17 protein-coding genes and 1 tRNA gene are annotated in these 21116 nt (G+C 28.4%); 5 read left to right on the plus strand and 13 right to left on the minus strand.

Going from position 1 to position 21116, the window contains the following annotated elements; genetic code table 11:
- Positions 1–2 precede the first annotated feature (2 nt).
- From BFL38_RS12860 to BFL38_RS12890, 7 genes are all read right to left on the minus strand, one after another.
- Positions 3–1070, minus strand: coding sequence for an AAA family ATPase (locus tag BFL38_RS12860; RefSeq protein ID WP_069727398.1), 1068 nt, complete (start codon positions 1068–1070; stop codon positions 3–5).
- 151 nt (positions 1071–1221) lie between these two features.
- Entirely contained in the window at positions 1222–2145 is a 924-nt protein-coding gene (gene secF / locus BFL38_RS12865; RefSeq protein WP_069727399.1) for a protein translocase subunit SecF, read from the minus strand.
- A 36-nt stretch (positions 2146–2181) separates the two neighbouring features.
- The gene (gene secD, locus BFL38_RS12870; RefSeq protein WP_069727400.1) at positions 2182–3693 is read right to left on the minus strand and encodes a protein translocase subunit SecD; all 1512 of its coding nucleotides are present in this window, start codon (positions 3691–3693) and stop codon (positions 2182–2184) included.
- Positions 3694–3727: 34 nt separating this feature from the next.
- Positions 3728–4162 carry a preprotein translocase subunit YajC gene (gene yajC, locus BFL38_RS12875; protein WP_008722449.1) on the minus strand — a complete coding sequence of 145 codons (435 nt, stop codon included), beginning with the start codon at positions 4160–4162 and terminating at the stop codon, positions 3728–3730.
- 307 nt (positions 4163–4469) lie between these two features.
- Positions 4470–5444 (minus strand): ABC transporter substrate-binding protein, encoded by a 975-nt coding sequence (locus BFL38_RS12880; RefSeq protein WP_069727401.1) that lies wholly within the window; start codon positions 5442–5444, stop codon positions 4470–4472.
- A 46-nt stretch (positions 5445–5490) separates the two neighbouring features.
- Positions 5491–6213: an ABC transporter ATP-binding protein gene (locus BFL38_RS12885; RefSeq protein WP_069727402.1), complete on the minus strand. Its 723-nt coding sequence runs from the start codon at positions 6211–6213 to the stop codon at positions 5491–5493.
- The gene (locus tag BFL38_RS12890; RefSeq protein WP_256097268.1) at positions 6203–6958 is read right to left on the minus strand and encodes an ABC transporter permease; all 756 of its coding nucleotides are present in this window, start codon (positions 6956–6958) and stop codon (positions 6203–6205) included. Before BFL38_RS12890 ends, BFL38_RS12885 begins: the two co-directional genes overlap by 11 nt.
- Before the next feature lie 135 nt (positions 6959–7093).
- On the opposite strand from BFL38_RS12890, the gene BFL38_RS12895 reads away from it, so the two are divergent.
- Positions 7094–7178: transfer RNA gene (locus tag BFL38_RS12895), tRNA-Leu, on the plus strand.
- A 76-nt stretch (positions 7179–7254) separates the two neighbouring features.
- The gene (locus BFL38_RS12900) at positions 7255–7455 is read left to right on the plus strand and encodes a hypothetical protein (RefSeq protein ID WP_176720582.1); all 201 of its coding nucleotides are present in this window, start codon (positions 7255–7257) and stop codon (positions 7453–7455) included.
- A 7-nt stretch (positions 7456–7462) separates the two neighbouring features.
- Here the strand turns inward: BFL38_RS12900 and BFL38_RS12905 are convergent, their stop codons facing one another.
- The 6 genes from BFL38_RS12905 to BFL38_RS12930 all read right to left on the minus strand — a co-directional run bounded on the left by BFL38_RS12905 (position 7463) and on the right by BFL38_RS12930 (position 18675).
- Positions 7463–7750, minus strand: a complete 288-nt coding sequence (locus BFL38_RS12905) for a DUF6506 family protein (RefSeq protein WP_069727405.1) — start codon at positions 7748–7750, stop codon at positions 7463–7465.
- 183 nt (positions 7751–7933) lie between these two features.
- Positions 7934–9898, minus strand: a complete 1965-nt coding sequence (locus BFL38_RS12910) for a methyl-accepting chemotaxis protein (protein ID WP_069727406.1) — start codon at positions 9896–9898, stop codon at positions 7934–7936.
- Between the two features lie 146 nt (positions 9899–10044).
- A complete protein-coding gene (lpxD, locus tag BFL38_RS12915; RefSeq protein WP_069727407.1) occupies positions 10045–11085 on the minus strand; it encodes a UDP-3-O-(3-hydroxymyristoyl)glucosamine N-acyltransferase in 1041 nt (346 codons plus the stop codon).
- A 107-nt stretch (positions 11086–11192) separates the two neighbouring features.
- A complete protein-coding gene (locus BFL38_RS12920; protein WP_069727408.1) occupies positions 11193–11618 on the minus strand; it encodes an OmpH family outer membrane protein in 426 nt (141 codons plus the stop codon).
- Positions 11619–11662: 44 nt separating this feature from the next.
- Entirely contained in the window at positions 11663–14281 is a 2619-nt protein-coding gene (gene bamA, locus BFL38_RS12925; protein WP_069727409.1) for an outer membrane protein assembly factor BamA, read from the minus strand.
- Positions 14281–18675: a translocation/assembly module TamB domain-containing protein gene (locus BFL38_RS12930; protein WP_069727483.1), complete on the minus strand. Its 4395-nt coding sequence runs from the start codon at positions 18673–18675 to the stop codon at positions 14281–14283. Before BFL38_RS12930 ends, bamA begins: the two co-directional genes overlap by 1 nt.
- 291 nt (positions 18676–18966) lie before the next feature.
- Here BFL38_RS12930 and BFL38_RS12935 point away from each other — a divergent pair, with 291 nt between their 5' ends.
- From BFL38_RS12935 to ulaG, 3 genes are all read left to right on the plus strand, one after another.
- Positions 18967–19401 (plus strand): PTS sugar transporter subunit IIA, encoded by a 435-nt coding sequence (locus tag BFL38_RS12935; protein WP_069727410.1) that lies wholly within the window; start codon positions 18967–18969, stop codon positions 19399–19401.
- Positions 19402–19577: 176 nt separating this feature from the next.
- On the plus strand, positions 19578–20009 hold the full coding sequence (locus BFL38_RS12940; RefSeq protein WP_069727411.1) for a PTS sugar transporter subunit IIA: 432 nt from the start codon (positions 19578–19580) through the stop codon (positions 20007–20009).
- A gap of 37 nt (positions 20010–20046) precedes the next feature.
- Positions 20047–21105, plus strand: a complete 1059-nt coding sequence (ulaG, locus tag BFL38_RS12945) for an L-ascorbate 6-phosphate lactonase (RefSeq protein WP_069727412.1) — start codon at positions 20047–20049, stop codon at positions 21103–21105.
- Positions 21106–21116: the final 11 nt, after the last annotated feature.

The raw sequence follows: 21116 nt of genomic DNA on the forward strand, positions 1-21116 counted from the left end.
TTTTATCTTACCTCCCAATTATCCATAGCATTATTTAATTCTTCATTGTTATATATTATGGCTTTATATTTATACTTTTCTTTTTTGTCCGCTTCTATTCTTATACCTTGAATATCATCATTTGAATTGTATTCATCTTTTTTCTCATTATAAACATCATTAAAAGCTTTTATACATTCATAAGAGTGAGTAGTAGCAAAAAGCTGAACATTATTTTTGTGGCATGCTTCAAATAGAGATAGCCATAAATTTCTTAAAGCACTATAATGAAATCCATTATCAATTTCATCAATAAGTAAAACTCCATTTGAAATAAATGGTATGCTGACTATATAGTTAAATATTTTATATATACCTGTACCTAATGCATTTATTGGTAAATATCTGTCAAGACCAATATCCGCTTCACATATTTGTTCAGATGATATTCTTATTGATTCTATATTTGGTATTATAGTTTTTAAACTATCTACAACTATTTTATCCATTTTTAAATTTTGAAGTTTATCAAATGATGATACAACATTATTTTTTACACTTGTTTCTGAAGTACTGTAATCGTTAAAGAAATAAAAGTTAAATAATGAAGGAGCTAAAATTGCTGAACGTACATTTACATTGTTCATAGGAAAAGTATTATTAATAGGTACAAAACTATTATCCATTTGTCTGTTATTATTTATAAGCATTGGAAGTTTTATAGTTTCTCCATTATTATTTTTTACTTGATAATAAATACCATCTAAAGTTGCAAGCTCTAAGGATTTTATAGGGTATATATTTAGTTCTTTTTTTGAAGTTTTTATATTTATAGGGTTTGTATAATCAAAATTATGAAAAATTAATTCCAAATTATTATTTAGAGGTATATTCCTTTGAAAAAAAGAAGAAGATATAACTGTATCGCTTCTAAACATATTTGAGTATAAATATAATGCTTCCAAAAGATTGCTTTTTCCAACACTATTTTTACCGAATATTAAATTAAATTTTTTAAAGCTATCAATAGAAACTTCCTTGAAGCATTTAAAATTACTTATACTAATATTTGGTATTTGAATATCGCTCATAATTTTTATTCCGTTTTTTGTTTATTATTTTGTATAAAAAATAATATATTAAAATAAATATCTTGTCAAAGATTAAAAATAATTCAAATAAAAAAGAGCATACATAAAAAATGCATACTCTTTTTTGTATTATTAAAAAGCTAAAATATTTTTATGCTTTTTTAGTTTTCATAAATAATATTAAAAGACCGCTTGCTATAAAGTTACTAGCATAAGTACCTATAACAACACCGCAGAAAAATGTAAAGGCAAAATCATAAAGTATGAAGCCTCCCCATATCATTATGGCAAGTGCAGCAAGAAGTGTAGAAATACTAGTTATTACGGTTCTTCCTACAACATTGTTCAAACTTATATTAACAATCTCTTTAAATGGTTTTTTATTGTCGGTATTTTCTCTTATTCTGTCAAATACTACTATGATATCGTTAATAGTGTATCCGATTAAAGTAAGCATTGATGAAAGTACAAGTACAGAAAACTCTTTGTTTAAGAAAAGAAGTATTCCGAATACTATAACAACATTATGTATAAGCGTAATTATAGCAGGAAAAGCATATCTATAATTGAATCTTATTGTAATGTATATCATTATGATAACCCAAGAAACTATTATAAGTATGAATGCCAGCTTCAAGTTATCAGCAGATACTACACCGCTTATGATATTGCTTCCTATTAGAGTAACCTTATCTTGTCCGTATTTATCATAAAGGACTTTCATAGCTCTGTCGGATTCTTCATTAGAACCTCTGAATCTTAAAAGAAAAGCATTTATATTGTCTGCCCCTTCAAGCTCTTGTATATTAACAGTTTCTGTTCCGAAATTATTATATAAAGCTCTTATTTCAGCAATATTAATTACTTCAGGATTATTTATCTGCACTTTTAGTTCAACACCGCCTGCAAAGTCAATACCCATATTAAAACTGTTTGTGGTAAGTTTATTAACAAACAATGCAATAGAAGCTATGAATAATATAGATGATATCACAGCAGCTATGGGCATAATTTTAACAAACGGTATCTTGTTTTTTGTTAAATCATTATTTTCTTTTTTTATATCTTCACTCATTTACAAAATCCTATTTATTTTTAAGAAGTCATATAATTAAATAAAGAAGAATCCTGCTTTCTTTACTATTTTAGTTCTTATAATTTCTTCATAGATATATCTTGTAATAAATACAGCTGTGAATAGGTTTATCAAAATACCAAAGAACAAAGTAATAGCAAAACCTTGTACAGGACCGCTTCCGAATATCCAAAGTATTAAAGCTACAATTATAGTAGTAATGTTAGAGTCAAATATTGTGGCGAATGCTCTGTCATAACCTGATATAATAGCATCAGCAACACTAGATTTTATTTTTAACTCATCTTTTATACGCTCAAATATAATAACATTGGCATCAACAGCCATACCTATAGTAAGAATAAGGCCGGCTATACCAGGCAATGTCAAAGTAAATCTTAGAGGAGATAATACTGCTATAATGAGTACAACATTCACAATCATTGCAATAGTTGCTAAAACTCCTGATACTCTGTATACAGCTATCATAAATACGGCAACTAAAACAGCAGCCATAAGCAAAGCAGTAGCACCAGCCTTAACAGAGTCAGCACCAATAGACTGTCCTACAACCTCTTCTTCTACAATACTTACATTAAGAGGCAAAGCCCCTTCTTTTAAGATTCTAGCTAGGTCTTGAGCTTCTTCTAAAGTAAATCTTCCTGTTATAACACCTCTTCCGCCTCTAATTTCATCATTGATGTTAGGAGCACTTATAACTTTATCATCTAACACTATGGCAAGCATTCTGTTTTTATTTTGTGCAGTAACTTCAGCGAATTGAGTTGAGCCTTCTGCATTAAGTTCAAATTCTACAGTAACCTCTCCAAACTGACCTCCGCCTACCTGAGCATTTATTAAAGCACTTCCTTCTAATGAAGGTTCTTTATTAACAATAACAGGTGCACCTCTGATTCTTCTTCCGAAATCATCTTTTTCACTGTAGAAATAAAGCTGTTTTCCATATTCCGGAACTTTAGCAGTATTAGTAAATACACCCATAAGCATATCATTAGTAGTTAAAGCAGCTGTAGCCTGTTCATCAACCAAATTAAAAGTTAAAGCTCCCTGACTTAATACCACACTTTTTATTCTGTCCGGATCTCTTGCTCCCGGAAGTTCAACAACTACTCTGTCTTCACCCTGTTTTCTTATTCCTACTTCACTTACTCCGAATTGATCTATTCTGCCTCTAAGTCTTGATATAAGTCTTTCCATAGCATCATTTTTCTCTTCAGCTGTAAGAGATGATACAGTTCTGTCGATTCTGTTAGCATACTCTTCAAAATCAGCCTGAAGAACGATTCTTATGCCGCCTTGTAAGTCCAAACCCATATTTACAGATTCGCTTCTTAATCTTTTAAGAGATTGAATATTGTCAATTTGTTCTTTAGTGTAGCCCTTAGCTATCATTTCATCTAAAGACATATTACTTTCTTCTTTCTTGTCATCAGATGTAAAAAAATACCATCTTACTGTAGGAGTAATAAACCAAGCCATTACACCAAGTCCTATAATGATAAATGCTAGTCTTAAATTATGACTCATATTATACTATCCTATTATTATATTTTTTATTTTATTATTCTTTTTTATCTTCTGCCTGAGCTTTTTCTAAATCTTCTTTTATTTGATTCTTATCTTCTATAGCTTTTTTATCTTCTTTTTTCTTTTCTTCTTTTTTAGGAGGGTTTAACATTTCTTCTGTAACAACTGCTGATATAGAAGATTTAACAATTTCCATCTTAGTATTTTCGCCTACTTTAACTATTGCAACTCTTCCGCCTTCTTTATCAGAAACATATTCAGCGATTATGCCGCCTGCTATTATTACTTTATCTCCTTTTTTTAATTCAGCTATACTTTGAGCTAATTTTTTTTGCTGTTGTTTTTGCGGTCTTATTAATAAAAAGTAGAAAATGGCAAATATTACTACCATCATACCGATGGATACTAATGGGCTTCCGCCTGCCTGTGCTCCTTGGGCAGTTTGTGCGTATAATGTGGCTGTGAACATTCTTTAATTACCTCTTGATTTTTTAAAATTTTTTTGATTGTAACATATTAACAATATTTTATAGTTATGTCAATAGACTTGTGTTAAAACTAATTTTATTAATACTTATAGAACTTTTTATTATAATTTAGTTTTTTCAAAAAATACTAAAAGACTTTTTTAGAATATTACCTGCTTAATTATAAAGAGCAATATACATATTTTATACTTAAATGTTTGAGGAAAAATATAATAATTGCTAGTTAATTATTCATGCATATAATGAATGTAATAACTAGCAATTTTTATGTAAAACAATATCAAAAAATTATTTTATTATCAAATCATCTATATTAACTTCAGTTTCTATCATATTATTATTTCTCATAAACTCCTCAGTTTTTTTCATAGAGTTTATATCATTATCAGTAATATCTATACTAAAGTCATACATAGTATACATCTCTTTTACTGCTTCATCGCTAAGCCCTGTTTCTTTTGCAGAAATTGCCATAGCCTCATCATAATTATTTTCTATATAGCTTAAAACCTCTCTTTGTGCATTTATAAAATCATCTACCAATACTTTGTTGCTGTTATAAAAACTCTCACTTGTAGCAACTGCTATAGTGGCATCAACTAAACCCTCCCCTGTAGTTACAACATTATAACCGTCTTTTATCATATTATAAGCAGAAGGACCAGCAAGCAAAGCCATATCAACAGAGCCTCCAACTAAAGCAGCCTGAGATTCTGGTATGCCCATTGATATAAACTCTACATCGCTTTCTTTTAATCCTAATGTATTTAAATATGCTGTTAAAAGTTCATGAAGTATAGTCCCTTTTGGTCCTGCTATTTTTTTTCCTCTAACTTCATCTGCTGTTGTAAAAGATGTTCCTTTTTGAGAAAATAATGTAAAAGCCTTTGGAGATCTGCTGTACATATTGATAATTTTTATATCAGAACCGTTTGCTTTGGCTAGTATTACAGAAGTAGCACCTACTGCGTATAAAAATTGAATATCGCCTGATGCTAATGCCTGAGTTTGTTCCGGACCGGTTGTTAATTCAGAATATGTTACAGGTATATTGTATTTACTAAATGCATTGCTGAATATTGCTTTTTCTTTTTCAACTATTGATGGAACATTCAATGGTGCTTTTACATAGGTAATAGCTATTTTTTTAGCTGTAAAATTAGTTGATGAAGAATTAGATGAAGATTGATTATTATTGCAGGATATAGCAAATAATAATAAAAATACTGTTATGATAGTTTTGAAAAAAAATTGTTTTTTCATTTTTATAACTCCTTAAAAAATTATTTTAATATTATTTTTTCATTTTTTATCTTTTTTCATTTCTTATAGAATCTAAAATATCTTTTTTCATCTCTATAAACTCATTTGAAAGTATATTTCTTTTATAAGGCTTATCAATTAAATTATATTCTTTTTTTATACTTCCATTTTCAAATATTATAATCTTACCTCCTAAAATAAGAGCCTCATCAATACTATGCGTTACAAATATAATAGACTTTTTATTTTCTTTGTAAATATTAATAGTTTCATTCTGTAAAGTTTCTCTGGTAAAATAATCCAAAGAAGCAAAAGGCTCGTCCATTAATATAATATCTCCGTCATAAGCTAAAGCTCTAGCAATAGATACTCTCTGCATCATACCTAAAGAAAGTTCAGAAGGATAAGCCCTATCAAAACCATTTAATCCCATCATATTTATAAGACTATATATTTTTTCTTTATATATATTTTTTTCTTTTTTGTTCATATAAAAAGCAACATTATCAAATACATTAAGCCAAGGCATAAGTCTTGATTCCTGAAAGACTATTGATATTTTGGCATTATTTTCTACAATTACATTACCGCTGTCTGCTTTTTCTAATCCTAATAATAATCTTAAAAAAGTAGTTTTACCGCATCCGCTTTTGCCTAATATTATTGTAATGCCTTTATCTAAAGATTCAAAATTAACATTTTTGATAACATCAATTTTTCTATTATCAACTATAAATGATTTTGAAATATTTTCAGTTTTAATTTTCAATGTATACTCCTTTAGAATAAGGAAGTTTTTTGATAAGATAAGAAAATAAAATATCAAACATATATCCCAAAACACCTATTGTGATAATTCCAGCTATAACCTTATCAGACCTAGAAAGCTGCTGAGCATCAAGTATCATATAACCCAAACCGCTAGAAGCGGCTATCATTTCTGCTCCTATTATAGCCCTAAAACTATAACCAAGCCCTATTTTCATTCCGGCAAGTATGCTTGGCAAGGCACTAGGAAGCATTATTTTAAAAAATATTTTTGACTTTGTGAAGCCTAGAGAGTATCCCACTTCTATAAGTTTTTTATCAACAGAACCTATAGCCTGTCTTATATTTATGAATATAGGAAAAAAAGAAGCTAGTATTATAATGATTATTTTTGATTTTTCTCCTATTCCAAACCATAATATCAATATAGCTATCAAACTTATAGGAGGAACATTTCTCATAAACTCTATTATATTTCTAAAATATTCAAATCTCTCAGGCTTTATGCCAAGAATCATTCCAAATACAAAAGCAAAAACAAAAGCTATAGAAAAACCAATTATCACTCTCAAAAGGCTTACATATATATTTTTTATCAAATTGCCGTTCATTATTTCTATATAAAAAGCTCTAATTACACGCTGAGGCGAAGGCAGAACATAGGCACTCCATATATGGCTTTCACTTGCTATAAACCAAAGTATTAAAATTAATACCAATATAATATTTTGTTTTAGAATCTTCACACTATTATCAATTTGTAAATTATATATGTTATAAGAGGCTAACATATATGAATAATTTGTCAATACATAATGTTTTTTTATAAAATAAAACTTGATTTTTTTTTAATAATATGATAATATACAAAGCAACTACCAGCTCGGGTGATGGAATTGGTAGACATAGCAGATTTAAAATCTGCTGGTCCTTGTGACCGTGCCGGTTCGATTCCGGCCCCGAGCAAATAAAAATAAAGAACGGAGTAAAGTATAAGGTTTATAGCAATATTTAGGCTATGAACTTTTTTTGTATATTAAATATGGTAAATAATCATGATAAACTTTCTAAACAAAATCTAATTATCCTAATCATAGGGCTTGTAATATTTGCCTTAAGTTTTTTATTTATAGCAATGGTAGGGCAGCACCCTGAAGGTTTTATGGGATTTCTAGCTCCTTTTACTATGCTTGTGGGTATTATAGTTATAGTTACAGGTTTCTTGTATAAATCTAATTCATAATAATCTATCATTTGCCAAAAAGTTTTTTATAAATATCATTTTGATCTTCTAAATGTATCGCAAATCCTACTGCTATTTTATTTTCTGTAGCCTCTATTATTTTTCTAGCTCCTTCTTCTCCAAAGCCTCCGCATAACTCTATACAGTCAACTCCTTCTGATTGCAATTCTTTAGCTATTTGGCATGCTTCTTCTATATCAGCAACTCCTATAATTTGTGAAACTCCGTTATGTATAGATGCTTTATCTTTTTTGCTGTCAAAAATTGCACCCATTATTAAGTAAGCGAATTTCATTTTAAACTCCTTAAAAATATTTACTTTATTATAATATAATCGCAGAAAATATAAATATGGGGCGGGTGGGTGGGCAGAATAAATTTCTAAAAAAGAATAAAATGTAATTTTTTAAATAGCATAAAATTTAATTCTGATAAAAATTTTGAATATAGAAATTGGTATAATTCTATATAAATAACACTATTTTAAACTGAAAAATTTCATTAAATCAGCAAGTTTTTCAGTTTCTTTTTCCATGTCAATAACTATATCAGTATTTGTCCTCACCAAATTAGTATTTTGTTCAGCACTAATATCAACACTATTAACAGCACTTTGAACCTCTCTTGCAGATGCATCTTGCTGAGTGGAAGATTCAACCATTTGACTTACTATATCACTGCTTTCTTTAGCTTTATTTGTTATATCTTCCAAAGCGTCCATAGTTTCTTTTATTTTACTGTTTCCTTCATTGATTTTTTCTATACTGTTATTAACTATATTAGTAATATTTTTTACAGATTCCTGAGATGTTTGTGCTAAATTTCTAACTTCAGCAGCTACAACAGCAAACCCTTTTCCCTGCTCTCCTGCTCTTGCCGCCTCTACAGAAGCATTAAGAGCAAGTATATTTGTTTGCATAGCTATATCATCTATTATCTTTGTTATGTTTGATATTTCAGAAGTTGCTTTTGTAATATCTTCCATAAGAATCATAGATTCCTTTGATAAATTATAGCAATGTTCGCTTGAATTTGTGAGAACTTGTATTTTATCATTAGTTACTGCTATATCATTAGTTGTTTTATCTATTACTTTTAATGTATTTGTCATAGTTTCATTTATAAGTTTAAGGTCATCTCTCTGCTTTTCAGTTCTGTTTGAAAGATCAGCACTTCCTGCACTAACATTTTTGCTTGCATTTTCCATAGCATTAGTAGAATCTAATATTTGTTTTATTATATTTGATAATATATTCTGAGTATTTTGAATGGAATTGAATATCATTCCTATTTCATCTTTTCTTTTGCTTAATGCTTCATTTTTATATGAAGTTAAATCTCCGCTGCTTAATTTTTCTGAAACATGTAGAATTTTCAATATAGGATCTATTAAACTTTTCTTTATTAAAATATTTATTATAATTAAAAATATTATAAGTACAGCAATAGCAAGTATAGATGTTATAACAGCATTTATTATATTTTCTTTTACTATAACCATTTCAGGCACACTTACAAGTAGTGCTATAGAATTATAATTATCTTTTAATGAAGTTAAAGGCACTATAATATTAAACATTTTATGTCTATCTATTTTATTCATAAAAGAATATTTGACACTATTTTCTACAGCATTCATTATTTGATTAGCATTATCAGTATATATGCTTGAAATTTCTCTGCCTATATTCATAATATTTGTAGAGGCAAGAATGATACCAGACTGATTAATCAAATAACCTTCCATTCCTTCATTAGTAGATATATCAGAAACTATTTTCACCAAATTTTCAGCAGAAAAATCCACTCCTACCATACCTAAAAACTTTCCAGCATTATCTAGTATAGGCTCAACAATGCTTACAGTAAGTACAGTATCAGCTCCCACATAAGTATCATCTTTTTCTACATCGCTTATATAAATCTGTTTAGTATCTTTGGGTATAGTATAGTAGTCTGGATTTGCATCAAACTCTTCTTGATAAACTTTATCATAAGCAACAGTATTATCATCATAAAAAAATGCAGGTCCGTATCTTCCGTCATTTTCAGAACCGTAATCAGTATCTATAAAATCATTATCTCTTCCATCAAAGGCATTTTTCTCCCACATTTCATATATTGCAAATAATTCTTTATTGTTTTTAAGCATTTCTCCCAAAACTTCTGCATGCGATTGTCTTGTAATAGTTCTGCTCAAAATATCATTTTTTAGAGAAAGAGATATAGTTTTTAGCATAGATATATATGACATCATTTCTTTTTCTATATCTTTAGCATAAGTGCTAACCATATACTCAGTTGAAGCAAATCCTTTTTCTTTTGAATTGGATATATTATGAGACACCATATATGATATTATTGTTATGAACATTATCAATATTGATATACTTAATAATACAAATATTTTAAATTGAAGCCCTAATGATTTTTTATTTTCCATTTTATAATATATACCCTAAATAATTTTATTTTATTTAGTATAATAATATACTTAATTAAAAAAAACAACAATAAATTTTTTTAAAAATATATTACTTCTATTATATAATATGGGTATAAGCATATTTTTTTATTGTGATTAAAAAATTATTTCACTCTTTTTATTTTTACTTCAAAACGCTCTTCAACTAAATTAATTAATTCAGGTAATTTCTGTTCAGCAATCATTCTTAATTTTTCTCTTTCTATATTTTGTGCAGGAGCTCCAAGCATAATAGAATTAGAAGGAATTTTAACATTTGACATTACAGCAGTTCTTCCTCCGAATATTACTCTGTCTCCAAGAGTAACATGATCAGCCAAAGCGGCCTGTCCTCCTAATATACAATGATGACCTATTTTTGAACTTCCTGCAATTCCAACCTGAGAAACTATTATAGAATGCTCTCCTATATCGCAGTTATGAGCTATCTGAACCAAATTATCTATTTTTACGCCTTCTCTTATTATTGTAGAACCCAATGTGGCTCTGTCAATACATACATTAGCACCAAGTTCAACATCATTTTCTATAACAACATTTCCCCTTTGAGGTATTTTCATCTGTTTTCCATTAACTTCAAAGAAACCAAATCCGTCATTTCCTATGACAGTAGAAGAACCAATTACGACTCTGTCTTTTACTACACATCTGTCATGAATAGATACATTAGCATATATAGTGCAGTTCTCTCCTATAACTACATCATCACCCAAAAATACATTGGCTTCTATAACAGTTCCTTTTCCAACAACTGTATTTTTACCTATATGCACATTATCACCAATATATGCATTATCAGATATATTGGTATTTTCTTTTATAACGGCAGTTTTTTCAATGGTTCCTAGAGGATATTTTTTATCTTCAAATAAAAAGTAAAGTAATTTTATAAATGCTTCTTTAGGATTATCATGTATTAATAAAGTCTTATTTTTGAAATCTTTTATTTCATTAGCTGTTTCTTCTCTTAATATTAAGGCATTTGCATCACTGTTTAATGCAGCTTCAAGATATTTATTATTATCTATGCATACTATTGAATTTTCTATAATTTCATTAATAGGGGAGAGTGTGCTTATTTTTTTATTTTCATCTCCTATTATTTTTTTTGCTTGTATAAAATTAGATATATCTTTGACTTTCATAGTAAATTTTCCTTTATAAATTTATCCGTTTGTTTATATATAAAAAACTAAAATGCATTAAAGACTGTTAATGCATTTTAGTTATTATAAAAATTGTTTTTTAATGATTATTTTTGTAATGAAGCTTTAACATTAGCTATAACGGCTTCTGTTATATCAAAGTTTCTATCCGCATAAAGAATAGCATGCTCTGTTCTTTCTAATATTAAAGTATATCCTTCTTTTTTTACTATAGACATAAGAGAATTAGCAACTTGTCTTTTTACCTCTCCTCTCAAAGAATAATCTCTGTTTTGAGCTATAGAAGTATCTGCCATATTAGTTTGCATAGCATCTTGAGTTTTATATTCCTCTAATTTCATTTTTAATTTTTCAACAAATTCATCATCGCTAGTGAGTTCTTTGATTACTCTTTCAAGATCAATATATCCAACCTTTGTGAGTCTGTAAGATTGAGTAAAAACTCTAGGACTAATAATAGATACTGTAAGCACTGCTATAAATAATAAACTCATAATATAATACTTTTTCATTTTTTATCTCCTTAGAATTTAATAAAAATTATTTTTATATATTTTTAATAGAATGGGTGATTCATAGTAAATGCAATTCCCCATCCTCTTCCAAGCCAAGCCCCAAGAGGTGTGAAAGTATCTCCTTCAAAGTCCTGAAGACCTTTACCAAAACCAACATCATTTTTGTTATAAACGAATCTCTTAGCAATATAGAATCTTATATTGAATATCGGTATTGTAAGTCTGAATCCGAATCCTACAGAATATATGTATTGAGAAGGATCAAACATATCTTCAATTTTCATAAATTGAGAAGGATATGTATGAGCATCTCCATCCTGATTCCATCCCGTACTTCCCGGCATCCATAATTGTCCTGCATCAAAGAAAGTAACAAATCCTAATGTTTTAGGAACAATAGGTATACGAAGTTCGGCAAAGAATCTTACTTTAGCTCTTCCGTAACTCCAAGAATCTGTAGAATTATTTTCTCCTTTCATATCGTAAGTAGAAAGACCTCTATTTTTCTTAAATATAGTGTATTTAGAAGTATCCCATCCGCGTACATCTTCAAATGGGTTAAGATAATAAAGTACATCTGCATCATTTTTCAAAGAAAGTCCGGGAGTTGCAATTATTTGTCCTAATTCGCCATAGAATGCAAATGAAAGCCAATCTGTAGCAGGTATAGCCAAAAATCCTGTAGCACTTAATCTCATAAGCTGTGTATGCCCAAAATAGAAATCCACCATACCTCTTAAGAAACTTCCTCTAGTAGGGTTCAAGTAATCATTTCTGCTGTCTCTAAGTAAGGAATATGAAACTATAAATGTTGTAAACCAATCACTTTCCCATCTTTCAAATGAACCATCTTTTTTATTAACTCTATGGGTCAAATATTTTTTTACATCGCTAAGAACATAGTTAGGACCTGCATCGCTGGCTCCCTGATCATGCCATTGCTGATACTGCTGTACTATAGTGTCAAATGTTATAAATGTAGAATAATAGTCAGCAAAATAATAACCAAGCCTTACTATACCTTCAAAACCATGTCTAGTATAATATGAATATTTAGGTATACCAAATTGATCAGTACCTATTTCATATCCGGTATTTACTCCTTCATTAAAATAAGATAAATCAAGACCGAAATATATAGGCAAATTAAGCAAATAAGGTTCAGCAAAATTAACCGCTATACGCTTTTGCTGCTGTCCCAATTCTCCGCTTAATCCTAACTGTAAACCTCTTCCTAAGAAATTGTTTTCTCTAATAGAAGCGAATACTTTAAATCCTGAACCTGTAGAGAAACCGCCTCCTCCGGATATCATAGCTGTTCTTCCTTCAGTTACATTCAAACTTAATTCCATAAGTCCTTCAGCAGAACCCGGTTTTACTCCTAGATTAATATTATCAAAGAATTGAGTATTATATAATCTCTCCTGTACTCTTTGTATTTTTGCAGTGTTAAATACTTCTCCCGGTTTTATATCTATATATCTTTCTATAACAAAATCTTTGGTTTTGGTATTTCCAGATATAGTAATATTTTCTATATGTACTTTATCATTTTCTACTATATCATACATTATATTTACTATTTTGTTTTCTTCATTAACAGTAATTACAGGTATAACTTGTCTAAATATATATCCTCTTTCAGAATATTTATTTTGTATACCCTGATAATCTGCCATATGATATGAGTAATTATATAATGCTCCTTTTTTTGATTTTATATCTTTTTCTATATTATCAGAAGGTATAATAAAGTTTCCTTTAAATCCTATATCTCCAAAATAATATTTATCTCCTTCTGTAAGATATACATCTATTATTAAATCCTGCTCATTTTTTATCTCGGGATTTCTCCATTGATATGTAAACTTTACATTATCAACTTTAGCTCTGTAATACCCCCTGTCGGCATAATATTTAACAATTTTATCTTTATCGCCGTCAAATGTAAACTCATTAAATTTTCCAAGTGACATAAATCCGTTTTCTTTAGTTGACATTTGCCTTTTTAATTCATTATCTGTAAAATGAGTATTTCCATGGAATCTTATATGAGCAACTTTAACTTCATTACCTTCTACTATGTTCATTTGTATTAAAACATCAGAATTATCTTTATTTTCTATTACTTTAGGCTCAACATACGCTTTCAAGTATCCTTTATCCTGATAATTAGTAATAATAGCATTAACAGCATCATTTAATTTCTGAGGTATATAAGGATCTCCTGCTTTCATTATAGGTTTTACAGCATCATTAAGAGCAGTTCTGCTTAATCTTTTATTTCCTATATATTCTATATCTTTTATTATAAATCTTTCTGCTACTATGATATTTAAAACTACTCCATCACCTTCTCTATTAGCATCTATTGCTACTCTGTCAAATAATTGGCTGTCAAATAATTTTTTAATCGCTTCATTTATTTGTGTTCTTTGGAATTTATTTCCTGCTTTTATAGGAAAATTATTTATTATTTGTTCTTTTGTAATTCTTACTTCACCTGTAACATCTATACGATTTATTGTAAGACCTTCATATACAGCTATATTTCTTGCTGTTTGTAAGTTTTCAAAGTCGCTTTCTGCAGATATCAATAAAGATACAGCAATTAAAAGAAATGAAAATAGAATAATACAATTTTTCTTAATAAAATTCACTAAAATCTCCACCGAGTAACAATATTAAAATCTTGTCCTTTTCCTCTTATATCGAAAGGATTTATTTTATACTCAAACACAAAATTTGCAAGTTTATAATTTTTTAATAGAGAAACCTCAAAACCAAATTGATGGTCAAAATAGTAAGGATCTATATTTCTTCCGTTTATACTTGGTCTTGTTGTATCATTAACTCTATATGTAACATCGTATTTCAAATATAAATATTTAGAAACATATTTGCCAATACCAACGCTAGTATTATCCCATACCGATGTAGAATTTATACTGCTGGTGTTTGTAGCAAATAATAATAAATTATTTACTACTGTAGGACTTAAGTTTATATAATCAATACCTAAAAACTGTCTGAACCATCTTTCTACAGGTCTTAATACAGTGCTTCTTAATAGCAAATCGCTGTAATTCATAGTAAGCTGCTGTAATTGATAGCTGCTGTTTACACTGCTTCTATTTGCTGTACTGTCTGCAAACATTTGATCTTCTCGGCTTCCGAAAGTTCCTTGAGGTATTCCGGCAAGCTGATTAACCTGATATTGACCTAAAGCAGGTATTGTATAGAATCTTACAGGTCTTAATGCTCCATTTTGAGAAGATATTAGCTGCGAAAGTCTGGCATTCATTTCCATATATAAAGTTACACTTTCTCCTGCCAATTCATTTTCAAATGACTGAGAAGAGGTATTTACTGTTGAAGGGTAATATTTTTTATATGTATAAGCAGTAGCTTCTATTATAGGATCCAAGCTGTTAACACTTGGAAAAGTTACAGACCCTCTTTCCAACTGATATACATTCTGTAAATAGTATATGCTTCCTCTTTCTACATTTATAGTGCCTGCAAGTTCTATTCCGTTGAGAAGAGTATTGTAAACTCTCATTTTAGAACCCTCTTCTAAATATACATCTCCAACCAAGTTGTGAGCAACTCTAACCTGACGCCAAGCCTCTATAGTGAAATCCCAATATATTTTGCTTAATATACCATAAACTCTTTCTCTATATGTACTTCCTGAAGGCAGAGTAGAAAGCTGAACATCGCTTTTCATAAGGGTAAGTATTCCGCCTATTCTAGGTGCTTCCATATTTCCGCCTACTGTAAGATCAACATGCACTGGACCTTTTACTTTAGCGATACCTAAATTTAAATTGCCGTCTAAAAGTCCAAGCTGTTCATCTGATGACAGTAAATCAAATGCCATGTAATTTATATTGTTTTTAAAAATTTCTGCCTCGCCTGTTACTGTTAAATTTTTCTTGTTTTTAGATGTAAATGTTAAATTATTAACATTAAACATATTGCCATTAAAACTGAAATCTACTATTGTGTCATCAAATATATCATTGAAATATGATATTTTTACTCTTTTTCCATGTCCTAAAAATCTTCCGTCTATTGCTACATTATCGGCATCACCGTGTATACGGGCGTACAATGTATAAGGCTTACCATCTACTGTGAAATTTGTAGGAGATGAAACTATCTCTGTGAATAATATATTGAATATTTCAAAAATTTCTACATTTATTATATCTGATGTAACTAATAAGTCTACCTGATCTTTTTTTGTATTTTTTATGACACCATCTATATTAAGCATATCATCGTTATTGTATATATAAACTAAATCAGTTCTTTTATTTCCATCTTCTGATATTATAGACCCTTTTATACCATGATTTTTAGTATTTGTAAGTAATATATCATTTTCATATTTAATAACTGTAGTTCCAAATTCAGGCAGTTTTCTTTTGTTTATAGTAATAGGACCTGTTTGCAATCTGTATTCTTCTTTACCATCAGGCAGTTTTCTCATATTATAATTTATAGTTCCGGAGAATGAACTCATAAAACTCATATTATTAACTTCTACAGTCATATTCTGAAGTTCTTTTGAAAAATAAGCATAAGGAATTTTTATCTGTTGTTTTTTTGCAAAAGGTTTTGAATTAAGAGTTCCGAAATCTCCTGTTTTAGTTATTAACACATCTTTTATCTCAAGTTCATTTGCTCTATAATATCCATTTAAAGAAACATCGAACTGCATTCCGGGTATTTGAAAATCTTTTATATCAAATTTTTCAAGATAAATAACGGGATTATTCATTAAACCTATTACAGTAGCATTGGCAGTTAATACTCCGTAAGCCTGACCGCTGATATCGAAAGGCAGTTGATTAACGGTTATTGTACCATATATATTATTCTTATTTATAGATGTATCTATTGCAAATATTCCGTTATTTTCTAGATCTTTTAATAAGGCAGCAAATTTTGTTATGCCGTCTGTAGAATTTAATATTCCGTCTCCTGTTACTCTATTTTCACCATAATTTAAAATAATATTTGTAAACATTATACTTTCATTTGATAATTCAAATTGTGTATTTAAAGCAAATATTGGAGCAAGATTTTTGTTAGCCTTAACATTACCATATAAATATAAAGGCTGACGCATATAATTATTGATGTTTACATCCACATTTATATCTATATCTTTTATACTTAAAGTTTTAGGAGTTTTAATATTTAAATCTAATATACCATTTGTAGCTATTACCCCGTTTGCGATTATTTCTGAATTATCTGTAGAAGCGTATATTATTTTACTTCCATTTGTAGATGTTGTACTGAAGCCGTTTAGTCCGTAATTACCGGCAGGAGTGTTAATACCCCCGTTTATTTTTACATTGAAATTTTTGTCATATTCTATTTTAGCATTGGCATTTATTCCGCTGTCTTCAGAAAGTCTATAATAAATGTCATTAATATCTATTATGTTTTTATAAGCAGAAGCTCCTATTCTTATTAAATATTCCTCTGTATATATTTTTTTAGATGATGCTTTCAATACATGTACATTTCCCTTACCGCCTGTATACATTGCATTACTCATGGTATATTCTATATTTAAAGATGATAAATTGTCTATGATATTTTGTCCCAAGAATACTACAAATATATCCTGCGGTACTACACCTCTAGCAGAAGCTAGTACAGGGCTGCTATTATCTAATGAATAGCTGGCATAAAAAGGTTGCCCGTATATATTTTCTATTAGATTAAGGGATATTTCTTTTTCAGGTCTTTTATATAAAAATTCAAATGTCATAGGATTTTGCATAGTATTAGCATAACTAAGAGATGATATTGTAAATCTTGATCTTATCTCATTGTCATCTACATTTACAGGTTTCAAATATACTTTTGTTGATAGATAGTTTGCTCCCGCTTTTACATTGTTTACATCTAATGAAAGTATGCTTGATACAGGATCATTTAAAGGTACTATGCCGCTTGCTATAATATCGCCTTCTAATATATTAATATAAGCATTTGATAGTATTATATTATTGTTGGTTAATTCAGCATTCACCATTACATTAAATAATTTGTCCCTAACATTTAAATCAAAATTGATATGAGATTTTTCTTTTTCTTCAATAGAATAGTATCCATCCGCTTCTATTTTAGCATCTCTAAATGTATTTATAGAATTACTTATAGTGCTTATAGTTTTATTATCTAATTTTACAAACTTATAAATTATTGGAGTGTCCAAAACTATATTCATAATTTTGTATATTGTATCTTTTTTTACTTTTACATTTGTAATGGAGAAATCTATATCTTTGTTATCAAAATCATATTTGAAGTTTAACAAATTATTTTTATTTTCATTTTGTAAATTAGCCCCTAATATATTATATTCATTAGTTAAAAATAATGTATAATCAAATAAATCTCCATGTTCATCTTCTGCGTATATTTTTGAATTAATTTCTGATAAATTAGTTTTACTTTCCAATGAAAAATGTATTAATGTACTGTCAGGTAAATTTATATCATATGAAAGAAAATAACCGTAATTCCTGAAATTACCATTTAAAGAATTAAGTGATACTTCTGTAATATTATTATTATCTTCTATTATTCTAGTTGAAAAGTTATTAATGCTGATATTTTTATCCATAAATATAGGACTTATACTATCAACTATTTTCCTTATATCCTCTAAAGATGTTTTATTAGTATTATTATTATTTTGAAATATAGACATGTCCATTAATATAGGATAAAATACAGCATCATTAATATTTACATCACTTAAAATATATAATGGATCTCTTTTTATAAATATTCTAAAAATATTAAATCTTAATGAGGCTCTATCCATTTCAAAAAATGCTTTAGGATTATTTTTAGAATATAGTTTAACATCATCTAATACTAGTTCTAATTTATAGGATATGCTTATGTCTGATATATATATATTTATTGGACTTATTTTATTTATATACTCTATAACATTATCTAAATATTTTTGCTTATTAGATATTACTATAGATACACTGAATAAAGCTGGTATCATAAAAGCTAACAAGGTTGTAGCTGCATACATTCTAAACCTAGAATACCTATTTTTTTGTCTCAATTAAAATCCAATTTGTAAATATAGTTTTCATTATATATTATAACCTATTTATACAGAAATTGTTATATTTTAATAATTCATTATCGTAATTTATATTTTTATATATTAAAATATGGCATAATTTTATTATTTTGAAACTTTTATGTACATAAAAAATAATAATTGACAAATAATAAAATAAAAGTATAATTTTAAAATATATAAAAGTTTATTATATGGAGAGTTTACATGTTAAAAGAACTTATAAAAAACAAAATAGATATAGTTGATAGTATTGATAATTGGGAAAATGCTATAAAAAAAGGAGCTGAGCTTCTTCTCGAAAATAAATGTATAGAACCAAGATATGTTGACTGTATCATAAATAACATAAAAGAAACCGGTCCTTATATTGTGCTTGGAGATGGAATGGCTATGTCTCATGCAAGGCCTGAGGACGGAGTTTTAAAAGATGGAATTACTCTTTTAAAAATTAAAAATGGTGTTGATTTTGATGAAAAAAATAAAGTGTTTTTATTGTTTACATTAGCAGCAGAAAATAATGATAATCATCAGGGATTAATGGAAGAAATTGCCGATTTATTGAATGAAAGTGAAAAAATTAAAAGAATAATGTATGATGAATTAAGTGATTTAGAAATATATGATATTATTATACAATGATATGTTAATTTTTAGATTATATAAGATGATATATTTTTAAGTATATAATACTTATAAGGAATAATTTCTATATACGATAAAATTTTAATAGATATTTAAATCTGTAAATTTAATAATATAATTGACAAAAGATAAAAAATAATTATAATTAATAATAAATAAAGGATGGAGTTTTTATGTTAAAAGAGTTTTTAAAAGGCAATATTAAAATAGTAGAAAGTGTTTCAAGTTGGGAAGAAGCCTTAAAAATAGGAGCAAAGTCTCTAGTTGATAATGGTAATATAGAGGAAAAATATGTTCAAGCAATAATAGATAATGTATATCAATACGGACCTTATATAGTTCTTTCAGATGGTGTTGCAATGCCGCACTCAAGACCTGAAAATGGTGTTTTAAAAAAAGGAATGAGTTTTTTAAAGGTAAAAAATGGTGTAGATTTTTATCAAACAGATGAGAAAGTATATTTATTTTTTACATTAGCAGCAGAAAATGCAGATGGGCATCAGGATGCAATAGCTGAGCTTGCTGAATTTTTGGGTGATGATGAAAAATTAGAAAAAATGATAAAAGAAGACCTTACTGAGGAAGAAATTTTATCATTATTATAAAAAATTACTAAATTATATAAAAATAAAAGGAGTAAATATGAGTAAAATTGATTCAGTTACTAGAGAAGGTTGGATACTAGATAGTTTTCCTGAATGGGGAACTTGGCTTAATGAGGAAATAGAGGAAGAAGTTGTAGAACCAAATACATTTGCTATGTGGTGGCTTGGATGTGTTGGTATTTGGGTAAAAACACCAGGAGATACTAATATATGTATAGATCTATGGTGCGGTAATGGAAAAAGAACAAAAAAGACAAAAAATATGGTTGCTGGACACCAAATGGCCAATATGGCTGGAGTAAGAAAATTGCAGCCTAATTTGAGAGCTTCTCCTTTCGTTATAGATCCTTTTGCAATAAAAAAAGTAGATGCTATATTATCTACTCACTATCATAATGATCATATAGATATCAATGTAGCAGCAGCTGTATTGAAAAATATTAAAGAGCCTATACCTTTTATAGGTCCTAAATATTCTGTAGAAAAATGGATAGAATGGGGCGTTCCTGCTGACAGATGTAAAGTTGTAAAACCCGGCGATTCTATAAAAATAAAAGATGTTGAAATATTAGTTACTGATTCATTCGATAGAACTTGTTTAGTTACTACTCCTCCAGATGATTTAAGAAATATTGTACCAGAAATGGATACTAAAGCTGTAAACTATGTTATAAAAACTCCAGGCGGAAATATATATCATAGCGGTGATTCTCATTACTCTATATATTTTGCTAAACATGGTAAAGATTTTGATATTGATGTTGCTTTAGCTGCATACGGTGAAAATCCTGTAGGTATAGCAGATAAAATGACTTCTGTTGATGTTCTTAGAATGGCTGAAGCTTTAAGATGTAAGGTTGTTATACCTATACACTATGATGTATGGACTAATTTCATGGCTGATACTAGGGAAATAGAAGTTCTTTATGCAATGAAAAAAGACAGACTTCAATATAAATTTAAACCTTTTATATGGGAAGTTGGCGGAAAATATGTATATCCTAGAGATAAAGATTTAGTACAATATCATCATCCTAGAGGTTTTGAAGATTGCTTTGAACATGAGCAAAATATTCCATTCCGTTCTATGTTATAATTGAAAATGAT

The sequence above is a fragment of the Brachyspira hampsonii genome (assembly GCF_001746205.1).
Lineage (GTDB): Bacteria > Spirochaetota > Brachyspiria > Brachyspirales > Brachyspiraceae > Brachyspira > Brachyspira hampsonii_B.